General features: G+C 68.9%; 18 protein-coding genes. 5 read left to right on the forward strand and 13 right to left on the reverse strand.

Annotation, left to right across the window (positions count from 1 at the left end):
- Positions 1-113: 113 nt before the first annotated feature.
- The 3 genes from FB563_RS05490 to rimP form a co-directional block, all read right to left on the reverse strand.
- Entirely contained in the window at positions 114-410 is a 297-nt protein-coding gene (locus FB563_RS05490) for a YlxR family protein (RefSeq protein ID WP_079049035.1), read from the reverse strand.
- Positions 411-551: 141 nt separating this feature from the next.
- Complete coding sequence (nusA, locus tag FB563_RS05495) at positions 552-1,538, reverse strand: transcription termination factor NusA (protein WP_055709263.1); 987 nt, start codon at positions 1,536-1,538, stop codon at positions 552-554.
- Positions 1,539-1,540: 2 nt separating this feature from the next.
- Complete coding sequence (gene rimP / locus FB563_RS05500; RefSeq protein WP_055709264.1) at positions 1,541-2,059, reverse strand: ribosome maturation factor RimP; 519 nt, start codon at positions 2,057-2,059, stop codon at positions 1,541-1,543.
- 211 nt (positions 2,060-2,270) lie between these two features.
- Here rimP and FB563_RS05510 point away from each other — a divergent pair, with 211 nt between their 5' ends.
- From FB563_RS05510 to FB563_RS05525, 4 genes are all read left to right on the forward strand, one after another.
- Positions 2,271-2,780, forward strand: coding sequence for a hypothetical protein (locus FB563_RS05510; RefSeq protein ID WP_055709265.1), 510 nt, complete (start codon positions 2,271-2,273; stop codon positions 2,778-2,780).
- Positions 2,777-3,271, forward strand: a complete 495-nt coding sequence (locus FB563_RS05515) for a ferritin-like domain-containing protein (RefSeq protein WP_055709266.1) — start codon at positions 2,777-2,779, stop codon at positions 3,269-3,271. The genes FB563_RS05510 and FB563_RS05515 overlap by 4 nt, the downstream gene beginning before the upstream one ends.
- 52 nt (positions 3,272-3,323) lie before the next feature.
- Positions 3,324-4,223, forward strand: a complete 900-nt coding sequence (locus FB563_RS05520; RefSeq protein WP_055709267.1) for an aminoglycoside phosphotransferase family protein — start codon at positions 3,324-3,326, stop codon at positions 4,221-4,223.
- A gap of 76 nt (positions 4,224-4,299) precedes the next feature.
- Complete coding sequence (locus tag FB563_RS05525) at positions 4,300-5,022, forward strand: hypothetical protein (protein ID WP_142218511.1); 723 nt, start codon at positions 4,300-4,302, stop codon at positions 5,020-5,022.
- Between the two features lie 18 nt (positions 5,023-5,040).
- On the opposite strand, the gene FB563_RS05530 is transcribed toward FB563_RS05525, so the two are convergent.
- The 8 genes from FB563_RS05530 to FB563_RS05565 all read right to left on the reverse strand — a co-directional run bounded on the left by FB563_RS05530 (position 5,041) and on the right by FB563_RS05565 (position 15,507).
- Positions 5,041-6,744: a proline--tRNA ligase gene (locus tag FB563_RS05530; RefSeq protein WP_055709269.1), complete on the reverse strand. Its 1,704-nt coding sequence runs from the start codon at positions 6,742-6,744 to the stop codon at positions 5,041-5,043.
- Between the two features lie 75 nt (positions 6,745-6,819).
- Positions 6,820-7,350, reverse strand: coding sequence for a GNAT family N-acetyltransferase (locus tag FB563_RS45165; protein ID WP_055709270.1), 531 nt, complete (start codon positions 7,348-7,350; stop codon positions 6,820-6,822).
- A 21-nt stretch (positions 7,351-7,371) separates the two neighbouring features.
- Positions 7,372-8,220, reverse strand: coding sequence for a GNAT family N-acetyltransferase (locus tag FB563_RS05540; protein ID WP_142218512.1), 849 nt, complete (start codon positions 8,218-8,220; stop codon positions 7,372-7,374).
- A gap of 959 nt (positions 8,221-9,179) precedes the next feature.
- Positions 9,180-9,644 carry a barstar family protein gene (locus tag FB563_RS05545; protein WP_055705332.1) on the reverse strand — a complete coding sequence of 155 codons (465 nt, stop codon included), beginning with the start codon at positions 9,642-9,644 and terminating at the stop codon, positions 9,180-9,182.
- Positions 9,641-13,981 (reverse strand): DUF6531 domain-containing protein, encoded by a 4,341-nt coding sequence (locus FB563_RS05550; RefSeq protein ID WP_234357665.1) that lies wholly within the window; start codon positions 13,979-13,981, stop codon positions 9,641-9,643. The genes FB563_RS05545 and FB563_RS05550 overlap by 4 nt, the downstream gene beginning before the upstream one ends.
- Entirely contained in the window at positions 13,978-14,355 is a 378-nt protein-coding gene (locus FB563_RS05555) for a WXG100 family type VII secretion target (protein WP_055705331.1), read from the reverse strand. The genes FB563_RS05550 and FB563_RS05555 overlap by 4 nt, the downstream gene beginning before the upstream one ends.
- 103 nt (positions 14,356-14,458) lie before the next feature.
- Positions 14,459-14,656: a DUF397 domain-containing protein gene (locus FB563_RS05560; protein ID WP_142218513.1), complete on the reverse strand. Its 198-nt coding sequence runs from the start codon at positions 14,654-14,656 to the stop codon at positions 14,459-14,461.
- Positions 14,653-15,507, reverse strand: a complete 855-nt coding sequence (locus tag FB563_RS05565; protein ID WP_055705330.1) for a helix-turn-helix domain-containing protein — start codon at positions 15,505-15,507, stop codon at positions 14,653-14,655. Before FB563_RS05565 ends, FB563_RS05560 begins: the two co-directional genes overlap by 4 nt.
- A gap of 274 nt (positions 15,508-15,781) precedes the next feature.
- On the opposite strand from FB563_RS05565, the gene FB563_RS45420 reads away from it, so the two are divergent.
- On the forward strand, positions 15,782-16,165 hold the full coding sequence (locus FB563_RS45420) for an ATP-binding protein (protein ID WP_425281740.1): 384 nt from the start codon (positions 15,782-15,784) through the stop codon (positions 16,163-16,165).
- Here the strand turns inward: FB563_RS45420 and ispG are convergent.
- Both ispG and FB563_RS05580 read right to left on the reverse strand, forming a co-directional pair.
- Positions 16,080-17,237, reverse strand: coding sequence for a flavodoxin-dependent (E)-4-hydroxy-3-methylbut-2-enyl-diphosphate synthase (ispG, locus tag FB563_RS05575; protein ID WP_055705329.1), 1,158 nt, complete (start codon positions 17,235-17,237; stop codon positions 16,080-16,082). The two genes, FB563_RS45420 and ispG, sit on opposite strands and share 86 nt — an antisense overlap.
- A gap of 170 nt (positions 17,238-17,407) precedes the next feature.
- The gene (locus FB563_RS05580) at positions 17,408-19,423 is read right to left on the reverse strand and encodes a recombinase family protein (RefSeq protein ID WP_142218514.1); all 2,016 of its coding nucleotides are present in this window, start codon (positions 19,421-19,423) and stop codon (positions 17,408-17,410) included.
- Positions 19,424-19,511: the final 88 nt, after the last annotated feature.

Genomic DNA, 19,511 nt, shown 5'->3' on the forward strand with positions numbered 1-19,511 from the left:
CGTCGCTAGTTCATGGGCGTACTCATCGCGTACTCATCGAGTGCTCATCGCAATCTCGACCTGCTTTCGACTCGCGAGGTACCAGGCCGCACGGGGTATCCGTACGGCACGTCTTACGGTGTTGCCTGCTCGGCAACTGTTGTCTGCTCGACGTATCGGCGCAACGCCTTTGTGTCGAGCGGTCCCGGGGCGCGCAGTGCCCGCGGGAACGCCCGGCGGCGTACCGCCTGGTCGAGACAGACCAGGGCGGGGTGTACATAGGCACCCCGGCCGGGCAGCGTACCGCGAGGATCGGGGGCGCATGCGTCCTCGATCTTCACGATCCGCAGTAGATCGTCCTTGGCCGCCCGCTTCCGGCACCCCACACAGGTGCGTTCAGGGCATGCTCCGGCGTGCGTCCGGCCAGACACAGTTAAGTCTACCTCCCCGCACCGACCTCACCCCTTTGGGGCAAAGATCGAACGGCTGTTGTCGTAAACCAAGCGACCTGCGGCTTGGATCTATTCCCGGGGCCGCCCGGTCACTCGACGTCACCGGGCGTTGCCGGATTGTTACTCGGCCGCCTGTTCGGTGTCGGGCCGGATGTCGATACGCCAGCCGGTGAGGCGGGCGGCGAGGCGGGCGTTCTGCCCCTCCTTGCCGATCGCGAGCGACAGCTGGTAGTCCGGCACGGTCACCCGGGCGGAGCGGGCGGCCAGGTCCACGACCTCCACCTTGCTCACCCGAGCGGGTGACAGGGCGTTCGCCACCATCTCGGCCGGGTCGTCCGACCAGTCCACGATGTCGATCTTCTCGCCGTTCAGCTCGCCCATCACATTGCGCACCCGGCCGCCCATGGGACCGATGCAGGCACCCTTGGCGTTCAGGCCCGAACGGGTGGACCGTACGGCGATCTTGGTGCGGTGACCGGCCTCACGGGCGATCGCGGCGATCTCCACCGAGCCGTCGGCGATCTCCGGCACCTCCAGGGCGAAGAGCTTCTTCACCAGGTTGGGGTGCGTACGGGAGAGGGTGACCGACGGTCCGCGCACGCCCTTGGCCACCCGGACGACGTACGACCGAAGGCGCATGCCGTGCGGGTAGGTCTCGCCCGGCACCTGCTCCTGCACCGGCAGGATGGCCTCGAGCCTGCCGATGTCGACCAGCACGTTCTTCGGGTCGCGGCCCTGCTGGACCACGCCGGTGACGATGTCGCCCTCGCGGCCGGCGTACTCGCCGAGCGTCGCGTCGTCCTCCGCGTCGCGCAGCCGCTGCAGGATGACCTGCTTGGCGGTGGTGGCGGCGATGCGCCCGAAGCCCGACGGGGTGTCGTCGAACTCGCGCGCCTCCTGCCCCTCCTCCAGGTCCTCGGGATCCTCCTTCGCCCACACGGTCACATGCCCGGTCTCCCGGTTGAGCTCCACGCGCGCGTGTCGGCGGCTTCCCTCGGTGCGGTGGTAGGCGATGAGGAGGGCCGACTCGATCGCCTCGACCAGCAGGTCGAAGGAGATCTCCTTCTCCCTGACCAAGCCCCGCAGGGCGCTCATGTCGATGTCCACGGCTACGCCTCCTCCTCTTCCTTCATGTCCTTCTTGACCTTGTCGTCCTTGCGGTTGAACTCGACCTGCACGCGCGCCCTGGCGATCTCCGGGAAGCCGAGCCTGCGGGTGGTGGCCTTGCGGCCCTTCACCCCGGGCACCTCGAGGTCGAGGCCCTCGTCGTCGACGTCCAGGATCCTGGCGACCAGCTCGCCGCCCTCGGTCAGCTGGAACTTCACGAGCCGGTCGGTGGCGCGCACGAAGTGCCGGTGCTCGGTGAGGAGGCGCTCCGCGCCGGGGGTTCCGACCTCCAGGTCGTACGCCGCGTCGCCCATCGCGTTGGTCTCGTCGAGCTTCGCCGAGAGCGCACGGCTCACATCGGCGATGGCATCCAGATCCGCCCCGGTGTCGGAGTCGACGACCACGCGCAGCACACGCTTCCGTCCGACGGAGTCCACGGCGATCTCTTCGAGATCCAGCCCCTGGGAGGTGACGAGCGGTTCCAGCAGCTCTCGCAGCCTCTCGCTCTGGGTGGTGCTCATCCGGGTGACTCCTCGGCCGCGTGTGCTGTTGTGGGATGGGTCGCGTGTCTGGTCAAAGGGTATCCGGTCGCGAGGGGTGTTTGCGTGTTGCCTCCGGCGGCGGTCGGTCCACTGAGCCGGTGACAGGAGGCGGACGGATGCGCGGGTAACGTGATCACTGCGGGCCGCCCTCCCGCCTGTGTGTTCGTACGAGCCCCCGAGGACGTCAGCCGTGCCGTACCCCCCGCCGCCGCGCACCCCCTCGGGGCCGCGCAGAAGATCCCTGCTCGCCTCGGCCGCCGGGGCCGCCCTGCTGCCGGGCTGCACGGCCGATCCGGACTCCGGTGGCAGCGGCGCCTCGTCGGCGGCGGAACGGGCACGCGCGCGTGCGGCCCGGGACAGCCAGGGGCTGTTGGAGCGGTACGACGCCGTACTCGCCGCGCACCCCGGCCTGGCGACGCGTCTGGGCCCGCTGCGCGCGCAGGTGGCGGCCCATGTCCGGGCGTTCACGGAGGGTACGACGCCCACGCCCGCGAAGTCCTCGGCCTCCCCCTCCGCCCGTGCGACCGTCCCGGCCACCGAGAAGGACGCCCTCGCCGGCCTGGCCGCCGCCGAACGCGCCCTCGCCGACCGGCGCGCCAAGGCCCTGCTGGAGGTTCCGGGCGAGCTGGCGCGGCTGCTGGCGTCGGTGGCCGCGGCGGGGGCCACGCACGCTTACCTGCTGGCGGAGGGGGCGAAGTGAGCGACGGGACGAAGCAGGCCGAGCTGACCGCACTGCAGGCGGCGCTGGCGGCGGAGCACGCGGCGGTGTACGGCTACGGTGTCGTCGGCGGCCGGATCGGCGCGGCGCGCCGGACCGAGGCGCGGGCGGCGTACGACGCCCACCGGGCGCGCCGGGACGCGCTGATCCGCGAGATCCGCGACCTGGGGGGGCAGCCGGTCGCGGCGAACGCGGCGTACGCGCTGCCGTTCCCGGTGCACGACCCGGCCACCGCCGTGCGGCTCGCCGCCCGGCTGGAGGAGCGGGTGGCGGGTGTCTACGCGGACCTGGTGCGGGCCGCGGCGGGCGCGCGGCGCGGGGCGGCCGCCGCCGCGCTGCGGGAGGCCGCGGTGCGCGCGGTGCGCTGGAGCGGGGAGAGCGTAGCCTTCCCTGGGCTCGCCGAGCGGTCCTCCGATGACGGAACCGGTGCGGCCGGAACGGCGCCGTCGGCCACTGCCCCGGTGTCCCCGTGACCGCGTAGGCACCCGTACGACAGGACCCGGACTGGAAGGGAACGACTCGCGCATGGCTTTCGAACCGCCGCCGCGCCTGGTTCGGGCGCTCGGTGAGACGGCACCGGCCGGGGACGACTGGCTCGCTCAGCTGCCCGCGGCCGCCGAACGGGCCGTTGTCAGGCGCGAGTTGACCGTGGAGCGGGTTCAGGTGCCGGGCGGGCGCAGCAGCCTGGTGGTGCTGGTGCGGCGGGCCGACGGCACCCCGGCCGTACTGAAGCTGGCCCCGCCCCGGGCCCGTCCGGAGAGCGAGCGGGCGGCGCTGGCGCACTGGGGCGGGCTGGGCGCCGTACAGCTGCTGGAAGCCGACGCGGAGGACGGTGTGCTGCTGCTGGAGCGGCTGCACCCGGATGTGTCGGTGCGGTCGCTGCCGGAGGCGAAGGCGCTGCTGGAGGCGGCGGGCACGCTGCGGCGGCTGTGGGTCGAGCCGCCGGCCGGCCATGTCTTCGAGACCGTCGCCGAGCGCACGGGGCGCCAGGCGGCGGCGATGCGGGCGGGCGCGGAGGCCGAGCCCGAGGTGGCGCCGCTGGTCGACGCGGCACTCGCGGTCCGCGAGCGACTGCTGGCGGCCCCGCCCGAACACCGGTTGCTGCACGGTACGTTCCGGCAGAGCAAGGTGCTGGCCGGTGAGCGCATGCCGTGGCTCGCGGTGGGCCCCGACCCGGTGGTAGGTGAGTGCGCGTTCGATCTGGCGCGGTTGGTGCGGGACCGGGTGGAGGACCTGATCGCCGCTCCGTCCGGCCCGGCGACGACCCGCCGCCGGATCAAACGGCTCGCGGAGTCGCTGGAAGTGGACCAGGAGCGGCTGCGGGGCTGGACGCTGTTCCGGGCGGTGGAGTCGGGGGTGCGGGCACGGCGCGTCGGCCGTGAGAAGGACGCGGAACTGCTGCTGGAGTTCGCGAGCTGGCTGTAGGCATGGGTAGGCGTACTCATGCGCATGGGTAGGCGGACCCGTGCCGGCTGGGCCGGGTGCCGGGCAGAGTCGCCGCATGCGGACAACATGGCGCAGGGGGATGCTCACGGCGCTGGCCGGGCTGCTGGTGGCGGGCTGCTCCGCCGCGCAGCCGGATGCCGGCGAACGCCACCGTCTGGCGATGTCGTCGGCGGCGCGGCACCAGCGGGCAGCGGCGGAACGGGCCGTTCGTGAGCGGGCGAAGGCCTTCGCCGCGCTTCCCTCACTGGAACCCGTCCTGCTGCGGTTCAGCGACTTCTGCTTCGGCCCGCGCCAGCCCGATCTCTTCGACCAGTCCGAGGACCCCGACGTGGTGCACTGCCGGATGGACGCCATCGCCTACTACGGCGCGCCCCGTGGGGTGACGTCGACGCTTAGGGACATCGGCCGGGCGCACCTCGGCGACTGGGGCGGCCTGACGGGCGGGGGCCCGGACACCGGCGGGGTCGGCGGGCTCCGGTACGCCCTGGAGTACCAGCGGGACAAGGGTCGGCAGGCCGACGGGCTGCGCCTGTCCGAGCCGGAGCTCAACGATCCGTCGTTCACCGTCGAGTGGGACGACCCGTGGGACCCGGCGTGGCGCGTCCAGGACCCCACGCCGTGTCCCTCGCCCGCCCCGGACGGGCGGTGCGCTCTGGAGCCCGGCGGCACCACCCTCGCCGAGGCACGCGCCCGCTACGGCACCGTCTTCTCCGTCACCTTCAGAAGCCGGGAGTACTGGACGCTCTCCCGGCAGGAGTGGCGGCGCTCACGCGCGTGACCGCCGCCCTCACCGTCGTCAGGCCGTGAGGCGGGCGATCGCTTCCTCGACCGTCAGTTCCTCGCGCTCGCCGGTCTTGCGGTCCTTCAGCTCCAGGACGCCCTCGCCGGAGCGGCGGCCGGCGACCAGGATCTGCGGGACGCCGATCAGCTCCGCGTCGGTGAACTTCACGCCCGGGGAGACACCGGCCCGGTCGTCGACGAGGACACGGAGGCCGGCGGCGCGCAGCTTCTCGGAGACCTCGAGGGCCAGCTCGGTCTGCAGGGCCTTGCCGGCGGCGACCACATGCACGTCGGCCGGGGCGATCTCCTTGGGCCACACCAGGCCCTTGTCGTCGGCGCTCTGCTCGGCGATGGCCGCGACCGCGCGGGAGACGCCGATGCCGTAGGAGCCCATGGTGACGCGGACCGGCTTGCCGTTCTGGCCGAGGACGTCGAGCTTGAGGGCGTCGGTGTACTTCCGGCCGAGCTGGAAGATGTGCCCGATCTCGATGGCGCGGTCCAGCTTCAGGCCGGTGCCGCACTTCGGGCAGGGGTCGCCCTCCTGGACCACGACCACGTCCACGTACTCGTCGACCTCGAAGTCACGGCCGGCGACGACGTTCCTGGCGTGGGTGTGCTCCTTGTTGGCGCCGGTGATCCAGGAGGTGCCGGGGGCCACGCGCGGGTCGGCGATGTACTTGACCTTCTCACCGAGGCCCTGCGGGCCGACGTAGCCGCGGACCAGGTCGGGACGGCCGGCGAAGTCCGCCTCGGTGACCATCTCGACCACGGCCGGGGCGAAGTGCGCCTCGACCTTGCCCAGGTCGACCTCGCGGTCGCCGGGGACGCCGACGGCGACGATCTCGCCGTCCACCTTCACCAGCAGGTTCTTCAGCGTGGCGGAGGCCGGGACGCCGAGGGAGGCGGCCAGGGTCTCGATGGTCGGGGTGTCGGGGGTCGGGATCTCCTCCAGGGCGGGGAGGGCCGAGCCGTCCACCGGCTGGAGCGCGTACGTGATCGCCTCGGTGTTGGCGGCGAAGTCGCAGTTCGGGCAGTCCGCGAAGGTGTCCTCGCCGGCCTCGGCCGGGGCCAGGAACTCCTCCGACTTCGAGCCGCCCATCGCGCCGGCGGTGGCCGCGCAGATGCGGTAGTCGAGGCCGAGGCGCTCGAAGATGCGCTGGTAGGCCTCGCGGTGCAGGGCGTAGGACTGGGCGAGGCCGTCGTCCGCCAGATCGAAGGAGTAGGAGTCCTTCATCTGGAACTCACGGCCGCGCAGGATGCCGGCCCGGGGCCGGGCCTCGTCACGGAACTTGGTCTGGATCTGGTAGAGGATCACCGGCAGGTCCTTGTAGGACGTGCACTGGTCCTTGACCAGGAGGGTGAAGATCTCCTCGTGGGTGGGGCCGAGGAGGTAGTCGCCGCCCTTGCGGTCCTTGAGCCGGAACAGCTCCTGGCCGTACTCGTCCCAGCGGCCGGTCGCCTCGTACGGCTCCCGGGGCAGGAGGGCGGGGAGCAGCACCTCCTGGGCGCCGATGGCGTCCATCTCCTCGCGCACGATCCGCTCCACGTTGGAGAGGACCTTCTTGCCGAGGGGCAGCCAGCTCCAGATGCCGGCGGCGGTGCGGCGGACGTAGCCGGCGCGGACGAGGAGCTTGTGGCTGAGGACCTCGGCATCCGCCGGGTCGTCGCGCAGCGTCTTCGCCATCAACTGGGACATGCGCTGGACCGGTGCGTTCGCCATGGCTCTCGTACTCCTGCCGGGTATTAGGTGATGGCATAGGAGGTTAGCCGGGCCGCCTGTGCGGGCGGAAATCGGTTAGCGCCTGCGGAGGGGAAGCGGGGCGCCCATCACGGCGTACGGCCGCGGCGCGCTCGGGAAGTGGACCTGGCGGGCGAGGTCGACGTACCCGAGGGAGAAGTACAGGCCCCGGGCGGGGCTGTCGGTGTCGATCGCGGAGAGGATCGAGCGGGGTTCGGTGGCGGAGTCCGTGATGGTGGTGATCAGGCGGCGGCCGATGCCCCGGTTCTGGTGGTCGGGGTGGACGTGCAGCTCCGTGATCACGAAGGAGTCGTCCAGCCAGAAGTCGTTGCCGGCCGCGCGCAGGTACGGCTCCACGACGGTGGACCACCAGTGGGTGCGGGAGTTCGGCATGCCATAGACGAAGCCGACGAGGTGCCCGCCGACGCTCGCGCCGAGGGCCCGCGCGCCCGGGAACTGCATGTGGCGCTGGACGATCTGCCGGCGTACGGCGACCTCGTCGGGGCCCAGCCCGAAGGCTACGGCCTGGACGGCCAGGGCCTCGTCGACGCGGGCAGCGAGGTCCAGGGAGCCGATCACGAGGTCCATGCCCGGGAGCGTACAGCGGGTTCAGAACAGGACGCTCATGAAAGCGCCCACCTCCTGGAAGCCCACCCTGCGGTAGGTCCGCCGCGCCGCCGTGTTGAAGTCGTTGACGTACAGGCTGACGACCGGGGCCACGTCGGCGAGGGCGTAGCGCAGGACCGCCGCCATGCCGGGGGCCGCCAGGCCCCTCCCCCGGTACTCGGGGGCCACCCAGACGCCCTGGATCTGGCAGGCCTGGCTGGTCGCCGCGCCGATCTCCGCCTTGAAGACGACCCTGCCGTGCTCGTCGAGGCGGGCGAAGGAGCGGCCGGAGCCGACGAGTTCGGCGACCCGGGCCTGGTACAGCAGCCCGCCGTCACCCGCCAGCGGCGATACACCCACCTCCTCGGTGAACATCGACACGCAGGCCGGCATGATCGTCTCCATCTCGTCCTTGCGGACGCGGCGGACGTACGGGTCCGGGGCGATGTCGGCGGGCATCCGGTCGGTGACCATCAGGGGCTGGTGGGGGCGGACCTCGCGGGCGGGGCCCCAGTGGGGTTCCAGCAGGCGCCACAGCGCGGCGGTGGATCCGGCGGGGCCGACGATGGAGGAGCAGCGCCGGCCGGCCCTTCTCGCCCGGTCCGCGAAGGCGCGGACGGCGCGCGGGGTGGCGCAGACCGGGACCAGGTTGGCGCCCGCGTAGCACAGGGACGTGAGCATGCCGTCCTCGTACCAGCCCCACATCTCGCCGCCGAGCCGCCAGGGGTCGAGGCCGGCGACCTGGACCCGGGAGGTCACGAAGGCGTTCGCGACCGGCTCGCGGTCGAGGACGGCGAGCGCGGCGTCAAGGTCGCTCGGTTCGAGCACCCGTGAGGTGGTCTGGGTCAACACGTGCGGGGCCTCACCCTGGGGTTCTGCTGGTCCCGGAACTTTACCCCGAGCTTTTGCGGAGCGCTTCTGGGTGAGAACGGCCCAGCAGGACGACGTCCAGGGAGGTGGGCTTCTGCTGCCCCGGCGGCTTCCGTCCGGCACGCGACGGCGCCGTCCAGGGCGCGCAGCCGCGAGTCAAGAACTCTTCACCTCTTCCGCAGGCAGTGCGACGGTCGGAACAACGGCGTTGCCCCAGAAAACAACCAAGAGGGATGTCGGTGACGTGGTGCGCGTCGCGTTCTCCAGAGGTGAACTCCTGGTCCAGGAAGGCGGCCGCCGCCCAGTCGATGCCCTCCCAGGCAGAGTGAGGAAACCTGTTCAGGCCGCACGCCTCGAATGTATCGTTTTCCCCTTCTCAAGGATCAGTACATTCTTCCGAATCAGCGGGCGTGCGCATCAGACGGGCGGGCCTGGGTGTGTAGGCGAGCGGATCCCCTGTGGCACCGGTAAAACCGACTTTCTCTGCAGGCAGGCTTACTGCGCGTTGGACGGGCGTCGTCGCTGATGTCGGCACCGCAGAAATATCGAGCTCCGGGCGAGCCGGCATACAGTGTGTCGAGGTCGGCCAGGCCCTCGTCCCTCCTGCCGGCAGGACCAACTTGCCCCGGTGCGTAGGCAACCATGATGAAGTCATGGCGACCAAGTGGAGTATCGGAGAATCTGTCGACCCACTTCGGCCGAGAATCGCCGTCACCGAAGGGAATGGGGAGGTTCGGGAGTTTACCCCAATCCAGTCTGCTGATTCCCCAGGGGAAAGTGTGCAAGTAGTATCGAATAGTTGGGGTGCACCTGTTTCTCCTAGGTGCGTGGAAGGTGTGCCAGTACGACCCTGCATTCCCGTTATGCGACCTGCCTGTGGACCGATCTCCTGCACGAACGGGATCGCATCGCCCACGATGAAGCGGCGGAGCAGGAGGCATCTACGGGCGCAGAAGTTCGGCGCGCAGCGTTTCGTGAATGTCGGACGGGCACAGCAGTACGACGTCGAAGCTGGATTTTTCCTGTCCCGGGAGTTCCGGTTTTCCCGCCCAGAACGTCACGGAGTCATTCAGTGCACGCCATAGGATTTCGCGTTCTTCAGGTTCTTCGGAGAGTACCGCTTCGGCGTCGTCGATGACCAGGAGGAAGTGCGTGGCAGCAAGCCAGTGAAGATCTTGCAAGCAGTCCCGCAACGCGTTCCAGTTCCAGCCGAAATAGCTCGGGAGCCGCAGCGCTTCGTAGAACTGGGTGAACACTCCGTCGGCATCGCGCATCTCCTGGCCCTGCATTCGGGCGGAGTAGATCAGGCCGGTGGGCGGAAGGGCCCGGCTCGCAGGAATCAAGGAGTCGGTCGACGTGACGCGAACTTCGGCTTCCTCCCGCGTCCACCAGAATCTTTCATTCATCGGCCGGTCTCCATGACGATGTAGGTCTGATAATGGGTCGGAGTGTAGTAGGCGGAGCCGTCGGAACCTGTAACGATTCTCTCGCCACCCCAGTTCGGATTGTCGATTGACTGCACGGTTCCCCATTCCGTGTATTTGATCGGTTTCCCCTGACTGTCGAACTCGGGGAGTTTGTAGCCGCCATTCTTTCCACTGTTCTCGAACGGCTTCGGAAGGGACGGCCCCATGCGCTGAGGGCCGGCGCCCTGCGCTTCGACACCGTACTCGCGTATGTCACGCAGAACTGCCTTCGACTCCTCCGGCACGTCGGCGGGGATCCACCCGGTGAGCTTTGACGTGTCGCCCAGGGTCTGGCCCACCTGGTAGTTCGGGGAGAGCCCCAGCGGGTCGCTCCAGGTATGCGGGTGAGGGACGTACGTATGGGGGTTGGGAGCAGGTGCCAGGCCGAGCGGGTCCGGGGTGACGTACCGGGCGACCTCGGGATCGTAGTGACGGAAGTAGTTGTAGTGGAGGCCGGTCTCGGGGTCGTAGTACTGCCCGGGGAAGCGGAGCGGCGTGTAGCCAGTGGCATCGGTGTTCCAGGCCGTGGTGCCCCAGAGTGTCCTGCGGGTGCGCCAGGCGACGTGCCCCTGTTCGTCGACGAGCTCGCTGGGGGTACCCACGAGATCGGTGACGATGGCGAAGAAGCGGGAGTCGATCTCCTGCTGCGGGGCGTCTATGGAGGTGATGCGCTCGGTCTGGGCAACGGGATGGAGACCCTGGTGGTCCCAGGTAAGGGTGACCTGGTGCGTCAAGTCGTGGCTGCGTGTGGTCTGTTCACACAGTGTGGTGCCGTCCCACGTGAAATCGGTGCGTTCCAGCACCGTCCGCCCGTCGTCGGCGTAGCGGAGTTTGGCCGTGCGGCGGCCGAGAGGGTCGTAGGTGTAGCGCCAGCAGGTTCCGTCAGGGGTGATGACGGAGACGAGACGGTCTTCGGCGTCCCATTCGTAACGCCATGTGTCGGGCTTGCGGGACAGCCGGGTCTTCTGGCGCAGGATGACGCGACCGAGGGCGTCGTGCTCGTAGCGGACGTTGCCCGCACGGGTGATGCGGGTGCCCGTGTAGCCGCGCTCACCGGTCGCCTCATGACCCGGGTGGCTGATCGGCCAGAGGGCGAGGGCTTGGTTGCCCGCTGAGTCGTAGGCGTACGTCTCGGTCCACGTCCCGGCCCGCACGGCAGTGACCCGGCCGATCGCGTCCAGTTCGAAGCGGTGGGTGCCGCCCAGTTGGTCCTCGATGGCGGTGACATTGCCGTCCGCGCGATAGGTGTATGCCCGGTGCTGGATCGTGCGGCCGACCGCATCGGTCACGGACTGCGTGGCGAGGCGGCCCCCGGAATCGAAGGTGTTGAGCAGACTGATCCGTTGGCCGATGTGGCGAGCCAGTTCGCGACCGGCCGCGTCGTGGACGAGGTGGATGGTTCGGCCGGAGGTGACCAGGTCGGTGCGGCGGCCCGCCGCGTCGTAGGACCAGCTGGTGCTGACGCCGGTCGGAGTGATGCGCCCGGTGCGACGCCGCAACGCGTCGTAGGTGTACCGCAGCTCCCGGTTGCACACGGTTTCCGAGCGGATCCGGCCGTACTGGTCGCGCAGGATCGTCAGCTCGGCGCCGTCGGGACCGGTGGCGCGCGCGAGTTCGTCGGTCAGGTCGTAAGCGAAGGTCGTGACTTGGCCGTCGGCGTCCTTGCGGATGATCTGGCCGAGCTCGTTGCGGTCGAACGTCACCGTCTGCCCGAGCGTGTTCGTGCGGGAGGTGAGCCGTCCGGCGGCATCATACGAGTAGGTGAGGGTGCGCTGGTCGAAGTCGGTCTCGGCCATGAGACGGCTGGCCGCGTCATAGGTGTAACTCCAGGTCAGGCCCTGTGGGTCGGTGACCTTGGTGAGGCGCAGCTCGGTGTCATGATCGAAGGTGTAGCGGGCGCCATCGGGGGTGGTGCGGGCGGTGAGCAGGTCGAAGTGGGTGTACTCGAAGCGGGTGACGCCACCGACAGCGTCGGTGTGGCTGGTGCAGTTGCCCTCGCCGTCGTAAGTCCACGACTCGGTACTGCCGTCAGGGGCGACATGCCGGGCCAGATTGCCTTCGACGGTCCATTCCAGGCGCGTGGTCGCCCCGGTCGGATCGGTGATGGTCACGGGACGACCGAAGGCGTCCCGGACGTAGGTGGTCGTCGCGCCGAGCGGATCGGTGATCTCGACGGGCAGACCGGCTGGGTTACAGTGGACGGTTGTGACGTCGCCGGCCGGATCCGTGACCGCCGTGAGGCGGCCCGCGTCGTCATAGGCGAAAGTCGTGGTCCGGCCATCGGGACGGACAATGGCCGTACGATTGCCGTGCTCGTCGTACTCCTGGCGGTGGGTGGCGCCGTCCGTGCCGGTCACCTTCACGACAAGGCCGTGATCGTCATAGGCGGCCCGAGCCTCGCGGCCGTCCGGGCGGACGACGGAGATCAGATTGCCTTCGGTGTCATAGCGGTAGGTGGTCGTGTGACCGAGCGCATCGACACGGGCGAGCAAACGGCCACGCCGGTCACGCTCGAAACGGGTTACCGCGCCCAACGGGTCGGTCTCGGCAACGACGTGGCCGTACTCGTCGATGTGGTAGCGGCGGGTGTGGCCTTCGCCGGTCACCGTGGTGGTGATGCGGTGGCCGGTCGTCGAGTCGGTGTCGTCGTACGACAGGCGCAGAGCCATGTGCCCGTGTGAGCCACTCTCTGCTGTGCAGCGGTCCTGGTCGTCGTACTCGTAGGCGTAGGAGCGGTCGTTGGAGTCGGTCCAGGAGGTGACCCGGCCACGCTCGTCGTAGCCGAAACGGAGGGAGAGACCGCTGGAGTTGACGACCTCGGTGAGGTGGCCTGCGGTGTCGTAGCGGTACCGCTTGATCTCCTGGTCACGGCCGCCCGGGGCAGCGCCCACCAGGTGGAGAGCGGTGACCCGGCCGTCGGCCGTGGTGACCTTGAGTCGGTAGCCGCCGGAGGAGGCGATCGCGAGTGGTGCGCCTTCAGCGTCGTACTCGAAGGTGAGCCAGTTGCCGTTGCGGTCGTCGATTTGCTCGATCGCCGCCCGGCCCGCTTCCCTGTCGGCGAAGTGCCAGGTGCGGCCGGTGTCCGGGGCAGTGATCGTGTAGCCCTCGTCCGTGCGGGCCAGGGGCCAGCGGAAGCTGCCGTGAGTGGGCAGGGTGGGGACGCCCGGTTGCGGGTGGGGATAAGTGAGGAGGAGGCCGTCCTCGGTGACGAAGATGACGCCCTCGGCATCGATTGCCAGGTGCTGATCGACAGTGGAGGACCAGGAGGGGCCGAACCAACGGCCCAAGCGGTAGCCGGACTCCACACGGCGGGTGAAGACCAGGGGCAGCGCGCCGGGCAGAGTGATGTCAGTCTGTGGCAGATACATCTTGCCGGTGACCAGGTCGATCGGGTCGCTGGGGTCCGTCTCGACCTTTCGCGGCGCTGGTTCGGCCGCGCCGTCGGGGTCCTTGCTAGCGGCCTCGCGGGCGGTACTGCGGGCATCCCCAGCCGCCACGTCACCCAGCCCGTCGAGTTCGCTGGGCAGCGCCCGGGCGCCGGGGATGGAGATGCCGTCGAAGAGGGCGCCGAAGCCGCCCGCCTCGCCGGCCACCTTGGCCATGGCTCCGGCCCCGCCGAACATGCCGCCGAACACCATCCCGGACGTCGCCGCGTCGCTGGCCTCGTCCAGGCTGAAGCCCTTGCTCTCGCCGGTGGCGATGGCGACCGGCTGGCTGACCGCCAGGTCCACGGTCACCGACTCCACGCCGCCGATCGCGGCCGTGGCCAGCGTGGTACCCGCGATCGTGGCGATCTCGGTGGAGACCTCGATGCCCAGCGTCCCGGCCAGTTCCACGATGCCCGCCGTGGCCGCGGCCGCCGCGCCCTCGGAGATACCGGCCGTGAAGATGGCCAGCGCGGTGCCCGCGACGATCGTTGCGCCGACGATCTCCAGCTCGTGTTCCAGGCGCTTGACCGCCTTGTGCACGATGTCGGCGTACTTGTCCAGCGCCTTGGCCATGTCCCGGGCGGCGTCGGCCATGTCCTTCAGCCAGCCGTGCCCGTCGTAGTAATAACGGCGCCAGTACGGGTCGTCGAAGGCCGAGATCGCCTCGCCCTTGTTGTCCTCGATGATGTGCCGCGCCGTCTTGTTCGCCGCGGACAGCACGTCCTCGATGTCGTCGGCGAAGGTCCGCCAGGCCTTGGCGGCATCCCGCAGACCGTCCTCGTCGGCCGCCGGCCACCACATGCCGGTCATGTCCTTGACGATCTGCTTCGCCTTGTCGGCCGCGCTCACTTGGACTGGCCCCCGCCCTGGCCGTGGCCCTGCACATGGATCCGGCTGAACATCGAGCGGACGAGCTGCTCGTTGTCGATGTGGCCGTCCGCCATGTCGCTCATCGCCTCATGGATGCTGGCCAGGCCCTGGGCGAGGATGTCCGCCGCATGCTCGATCTTCGTGACGTTCGGGCCGTAGGACTTGTGGAACTCCTTGCCCTGCTTGTCGTCACCCCACGGCGAACCGGCCGCCGCGAGCGCCGTCTTGAGCTTGTTCAGCGCCTTGGTGAGATCCTGGCTGTACGTCTGGAAATGCGGAGCCGTCTGCTTCAGATCGGCGATCTTGATGTCGAGTATCTTGCCGTCGCCGCCGCTGCCGCCCTGGTCACCCATGGTGCCGCGTCCCTCCCCGTCAGCCTGTACATCAGCCCGAAAGCCCTATGTATCAAGACGAGTTCGCAATCGGGAGCGGCACCAAGGGGCAGTAAAGATCCGTTCAGGATTGCATAAGCCCGAGGAACGCCTGCCAGGCCGCGGGGGGCAGGGCGAGGGTGGGGGCCGTGGCGGGGTTCTGCTTGGAGTCCCGTACGTGGATGGTGGTGGGGCTGGTGGCGACTTCCACGCACTCGCCGCCATCGCCACTGCTGTAGCTGCTCTTGAACCACACCAGTTCGGACGTCTCTTCGGCGTTCATGCCGCTCCCAACAACTTCTCTACGAAGGCCAGCGATTCTCGCGGCGTCAGAGCCTGGGCCCGCAGGAGGCTGTACTGCTCCTCCACTTCCCTGACCGTCGAGCGGTCAGCGAAGAGGCGACTGGCCTTGTACGCCGGTACGTAGGCGATCCTGCGTCCTTTCGTCGTCTCGATCAAGGTGAACGGACCGTTGAGGGAGGCGTGCTCCTCGCGATCGTCCGGCATCACCTGGATCTCCACGTTACGCCGCTGGCCGACAAGCAGGATGTGCTCCAACTGGCCACGCCACACAGCCAATCCACCCAGTCGCCTGCGCACGACAGCCTCCTCCATCACGAAGGTCACCGTGGGTGCCGGTTTCTGGGCGAAGATCTCCTGCCGGGCCAGCCGCGCCGCCACCCGCTGCTCGATCGTCTCCTCGTCCAGGGGCGGCCGCCACATGGTGAACACCGCACGCGCGTAATCCTCCGTCTGCAGCAGACCGGGAACGCCTTGCACGGCGAAGAAGTGCAACGCGACAGCCTTCTTCTCCAGCGCCGCCGCATCCTGGAAGAACGCCGGATACTGCGCCCTCTCCATCTCCTCGATGAAATCGACCAGCACCCCCTGCGCGCCCAGCACCTCGTCGGCCCGCATGATGAACCGCGCCGGTGGAATGCGCCTGCCCTGCTCGAACGACGCGATGGTCGCCGCCGAGTAGCCGGTACGGGAACCGAGGTCGGCGCGTTCCATGCCGGCTTGTGTCCGCAGCCGCTTCAACAGCCGCCCGAAGAGGAGCGGGACCACCGAATCCGCCCCGGAATCCCCCTCCGTCTCCGGTGCTTCAGGTTCTGCCTGTACTTCCTCGCTCACGTACACCCCCAATACCCTCGCGCCGCCGTCAGTCACGGGGCGCACGCCGACAGCGGCACCCCACCCTCGTACAACGCGAGTTGGTCAAGGTGCAGCCGCTGTTCAACGTTACTGAGCGTGCGAAAGTGTAAGCAGCATGAAGTCGGAAATCTCCACCCGCGAATTCGCCATGCGCTTCACCTCCACCCCACGCGGCGCCCGCCTCGCCCGGCGGCTCGTCTCGCTGGACGAGTGGGGGCACCCCTACGCCGGCCCCGCCAACGAAGCCGTCACAATGATCGCCGCCGAACTCGTCGCGAACGCCGTCCGGCACGGTCACGTACCCGGACGGGACTTCCATCTCCGGCTCACCGAGTCGGCCGGCACCCTGCGTCTGGAGGTCTCCGACACCCGTACCGAGCGGCTGCCCGAGCTGCGGGTCCCGGCCGGCGAGTCCGGGCGGGCTGCTGCTGGTCGGGGCGCTCGCCGACAAGTGGGGCGTCATGCCGTGACAGCCCGGCAAGTGCGTCTGGGCGGAGGTACGTCTGAGCCCCGCCACCCAGCGGTGACGGGGCTCACGAAAGCCGAAAAGATCAGCCGGCCACCGACACCGACGGCTCGCCCGACTCCACGCCCTCGTCCTGCATCTTCTCGGCCAGCTTCATGGCCTCCTCGATGAGGGTCTCCACGATCTTGGACTCGGGGACGGTCTTGATGACCTCGCCCTTGACGAAGATCTGGCCCTTGCCGTTGCCGGAGGCGACGCCGAGGTCGGCCTCGCGGGCCTCGCCGGGGCCGTTCACCACGCAGCCCATGACGGCCACGCGCAGCGGGACCTCCATGCCGGTCAGACCGGCCGTGACCTCCTCCGCGAGCTTGTAGACGTCGACCTGGGCGCGGCCGCAGGACGGGCAGGAGACGATCTCCAGGCCACGCTGGCGCAGGCCCAGCGACTGCAGGATCTGGAGGCCGACCTTGACCTCTTCGACGGGCGGGGCCGACAGGGAGACGCGGATCGTGTCGCCGATGCCCTGGGAGAGCAGCGCGCCGAACGCCACCGCCGACTTGATCGTGCCCTGGAAGGCCGGGCCGGCCTCCGTCACGCCGAGGTGCAGCGGGTAGTCACACTGGGCCGCGAGCTGCTTGTACGCCTCGATCATGACGACCGGGTCGTTGTGCTTGACGGAGATCTTGATGTCCCGGAAGTCGTGCTCCTCGAAGAGGGACGCCTCCCACAGGGCCGACTCCACCAGGGCCTCGGGGGTCGCCTTGCCGTACTTCTGCAGGAGGCGCCTGTCCAGGGAGCCGGCGTTGACGCCGATGCGGATCGGGGTGCCGTGGTCCTTGGCGGCCTTGGCGATCTCCTTGACTTTGTCGTCGAACTGCTTGATGTTGCCGGGGTTGACGCGGACCGCGGCACAGCCGGCCTCGATGGCGGCGAAGACGTACTTGGGCTGGAAGTGGATGTCCGCGATCACCGGGATCTGGGACTTCTTCGCGATGGTCGCCAGGGCGTCGGCGTCGTCCTGCGTGGGGCAGGCCACACGGACGATCTGGCAGCCGGACGCCGTCAGCTCGGCGATCTGCTGGAGGGTGGCGCCCACGTCGGACGTACGGGTCGTCGTCATCGACTGGACCGAGACGGGCGCGTCTCCGCCGACCGCCACGCTTCCGACCTGGATCTGCCGGCTCTTCCGGCGCTCGGCGAGCTTGGTCGGAACGGACGGCATGCCGAGAGAAATCGCAGTCATCTGCTGTGCAACCCCAAGTCGTGGATCAAGGTCCGGTCCCGTCGTCGGGCGGGCTCCAGGCTTCGAGATTACGGCACGGCCCTTGGCGCGAGCACATCCCACCCGCCAAACCCACTCGATGGAAGGCGGCCCGGAGCCCAGGGTTCCGGGCCGCCGAGAACGTCGTACGGCTACGAGATGTTCACCGGGTTAACCACGGCCGGACCGTCTTGCGCACTCGGGGGATCTTCAACGTCGAGCGCCGTACGGATGGCCAGTTCCGGCCCTGCCGCGTAGCTCAAGACCGGTGTGCCCACCCCCTCCTCATCGAGGAGCTTCACGATCTCCCGCCACACGCCGTCCGCCAACCATGTGCGCTGCCTCCAGCGGACCTTTTCTGGGACACCGAACCGGTCTGGAAGGTCGCGCCAAAGGATGCCGGTACGCAGGCGGTGCAGCATCCCCGTGAGGGCTGCTCGCAGATCCAGAGCTGAGCGAAAGTGGTGCGCCCCGTACCTGGAACGGAGCAAATCCTCGATCCGGACCCACTGGCTGCCTGTGGGATCGGGAGGAACAGGCGTCCCTGTGCGCTCATGCCACTGAATAGTCAAGCACTTCCTCCCCTCCCGATACCGGAACTCCGGGTCCACGATGTCCACGCGTACACCGACCAACTCGATCAGCCGGCGCTGCTCGGAGGGCGAGAGCGACCGAATGTCCGGAGCGGCTGCCTCCAGGACAGCCCTGCGCCGGGCGTCCCCGTCGCGCAGGTTCTCCAGCTCGCTCAGCCAGTCCCGCGCGTGGGCCAGGATCCGTTCCAAGACCCTCTGCTCCGCTTCGAGCTGGCGCATCGCAGCCACGATGACACGGTTGTGCTGTGCCTGGTGCCTAAGATCACCAAGCTCCTCGGCGCACTGCGCGACGATTCGCTCCAGCGAGGCCACCCGTTCAAGATGCCGCATCAGCTGCGCCTGCGCCCGCGAAGAAGCCGATAACGTCGGCCTGCTCTGCACCGGCATCGAAGCGAGCAAGTCATTGACGTGTCGTGCCACCTGTTCCTCCACGCGATCAGCGGGAAGAAAGACGCAGCTGCAGGGGTCAGCTGCGTTCCATCCTGAGCAGCGATATGTACGGATCTCGTCCTTACTACGGAAACACCCGACGTAGGGACGCCCGCACTGACCACGGATTCGCCCGGTGAGCGCGTAGGCCTGGATGGGGTTCCGGCGCTGACGGGTCAGCGCAGCCAATGCCTCCTTAAAGGCGCGGACCCGGTGTGCCGGGAGAATCGGAGGGAGCGGGATCACCACGGTCTCACCGTGCAAGGGACGTCCGTCACCGCCGAGCCTGGTGCAGTGGCCGCCCCATTGCCGATCAGAACGGCGAAAGACCGCCTCTCCGGCAAATGCCGCGCCCTGCAATCGTCGGTAAAGGTTCACCGCTGTCCAGCGCTTACCGTTCCGGGTGGGAATTCCGCGGCTGTTCAGTTCCTCCGCGAGTCCCGAGAGGGTGCGTCCGCCCTCGATCACGAGGTCAGCCAGAAGCCTCACCACCTCCGCCTCGCCCGGATCCACTTCGAGAGTCGAGCCGAAGGCGCCCTTCCCGCTGATCATGTAGCCGAAGGGAGGCGGACCGCCTGGCCATCCGCCATCGACCGCCTTCAATTGCCGACCGGACTGTGTACGGCTGACGATTCGCCGGTAGTCGGCCTCCACCTCCCGTGCAAGTCGGTCTACCGTGAGCCACCATTCGAGACCGGGTTCACCCAGGGGCTCGGCACAGCACTCAACCCGCGCTCCGGCATCCTCGATCTGCCAGATGCAACGCCAGATGGCCGCCTCCGTTCGCCCCAGACGGTCGAGGCGATGCACGAGGACAACATCCACCTGCCCCGTGGAGATGTCACCAAGGAGTGCCTTCAGACCAGGACGCGAGTCCGTCGAGCCCGACTCACCCATGTCCTCACGAGCCCCCACCAGACGCCATGACGACCGCTCTCCCGCGAACGCACGAATGGCCTGCGCCTGGGCCGGAATTCCGTACTTCCCCTTCTGTTCCGCAGTGGAGACCCGCATGTATGCGGCGACAGCAACGATCTCCGTGTCCTTGGCCTTGTCATCTGCGCGCGGCGCAGTAACTTGCTGCATGTCAGTCCCTTCCAGACTGGCCAGACCCCAGGGTGTTGGCGCACCGCTGGGGTCACCCATGAACAGCAAGAACGTACGAAGTCCGCTTCCGCATCGTACGAAAAAGTCGCGCCCTTCACCCGTGTGAGTTACACGAGTGAAGGGCGCA

It is taken from the genome of Streptomyces puniciscabiei (assembly GCF_006715785.1).
Taxonomy (GTDB): domain Bacteria; phylum Actinomycetota; class Actinomycetes; order Streptomycetales; family Streptomycetaceae; genus Streptomyces; species Streptomyces puniciscabiei.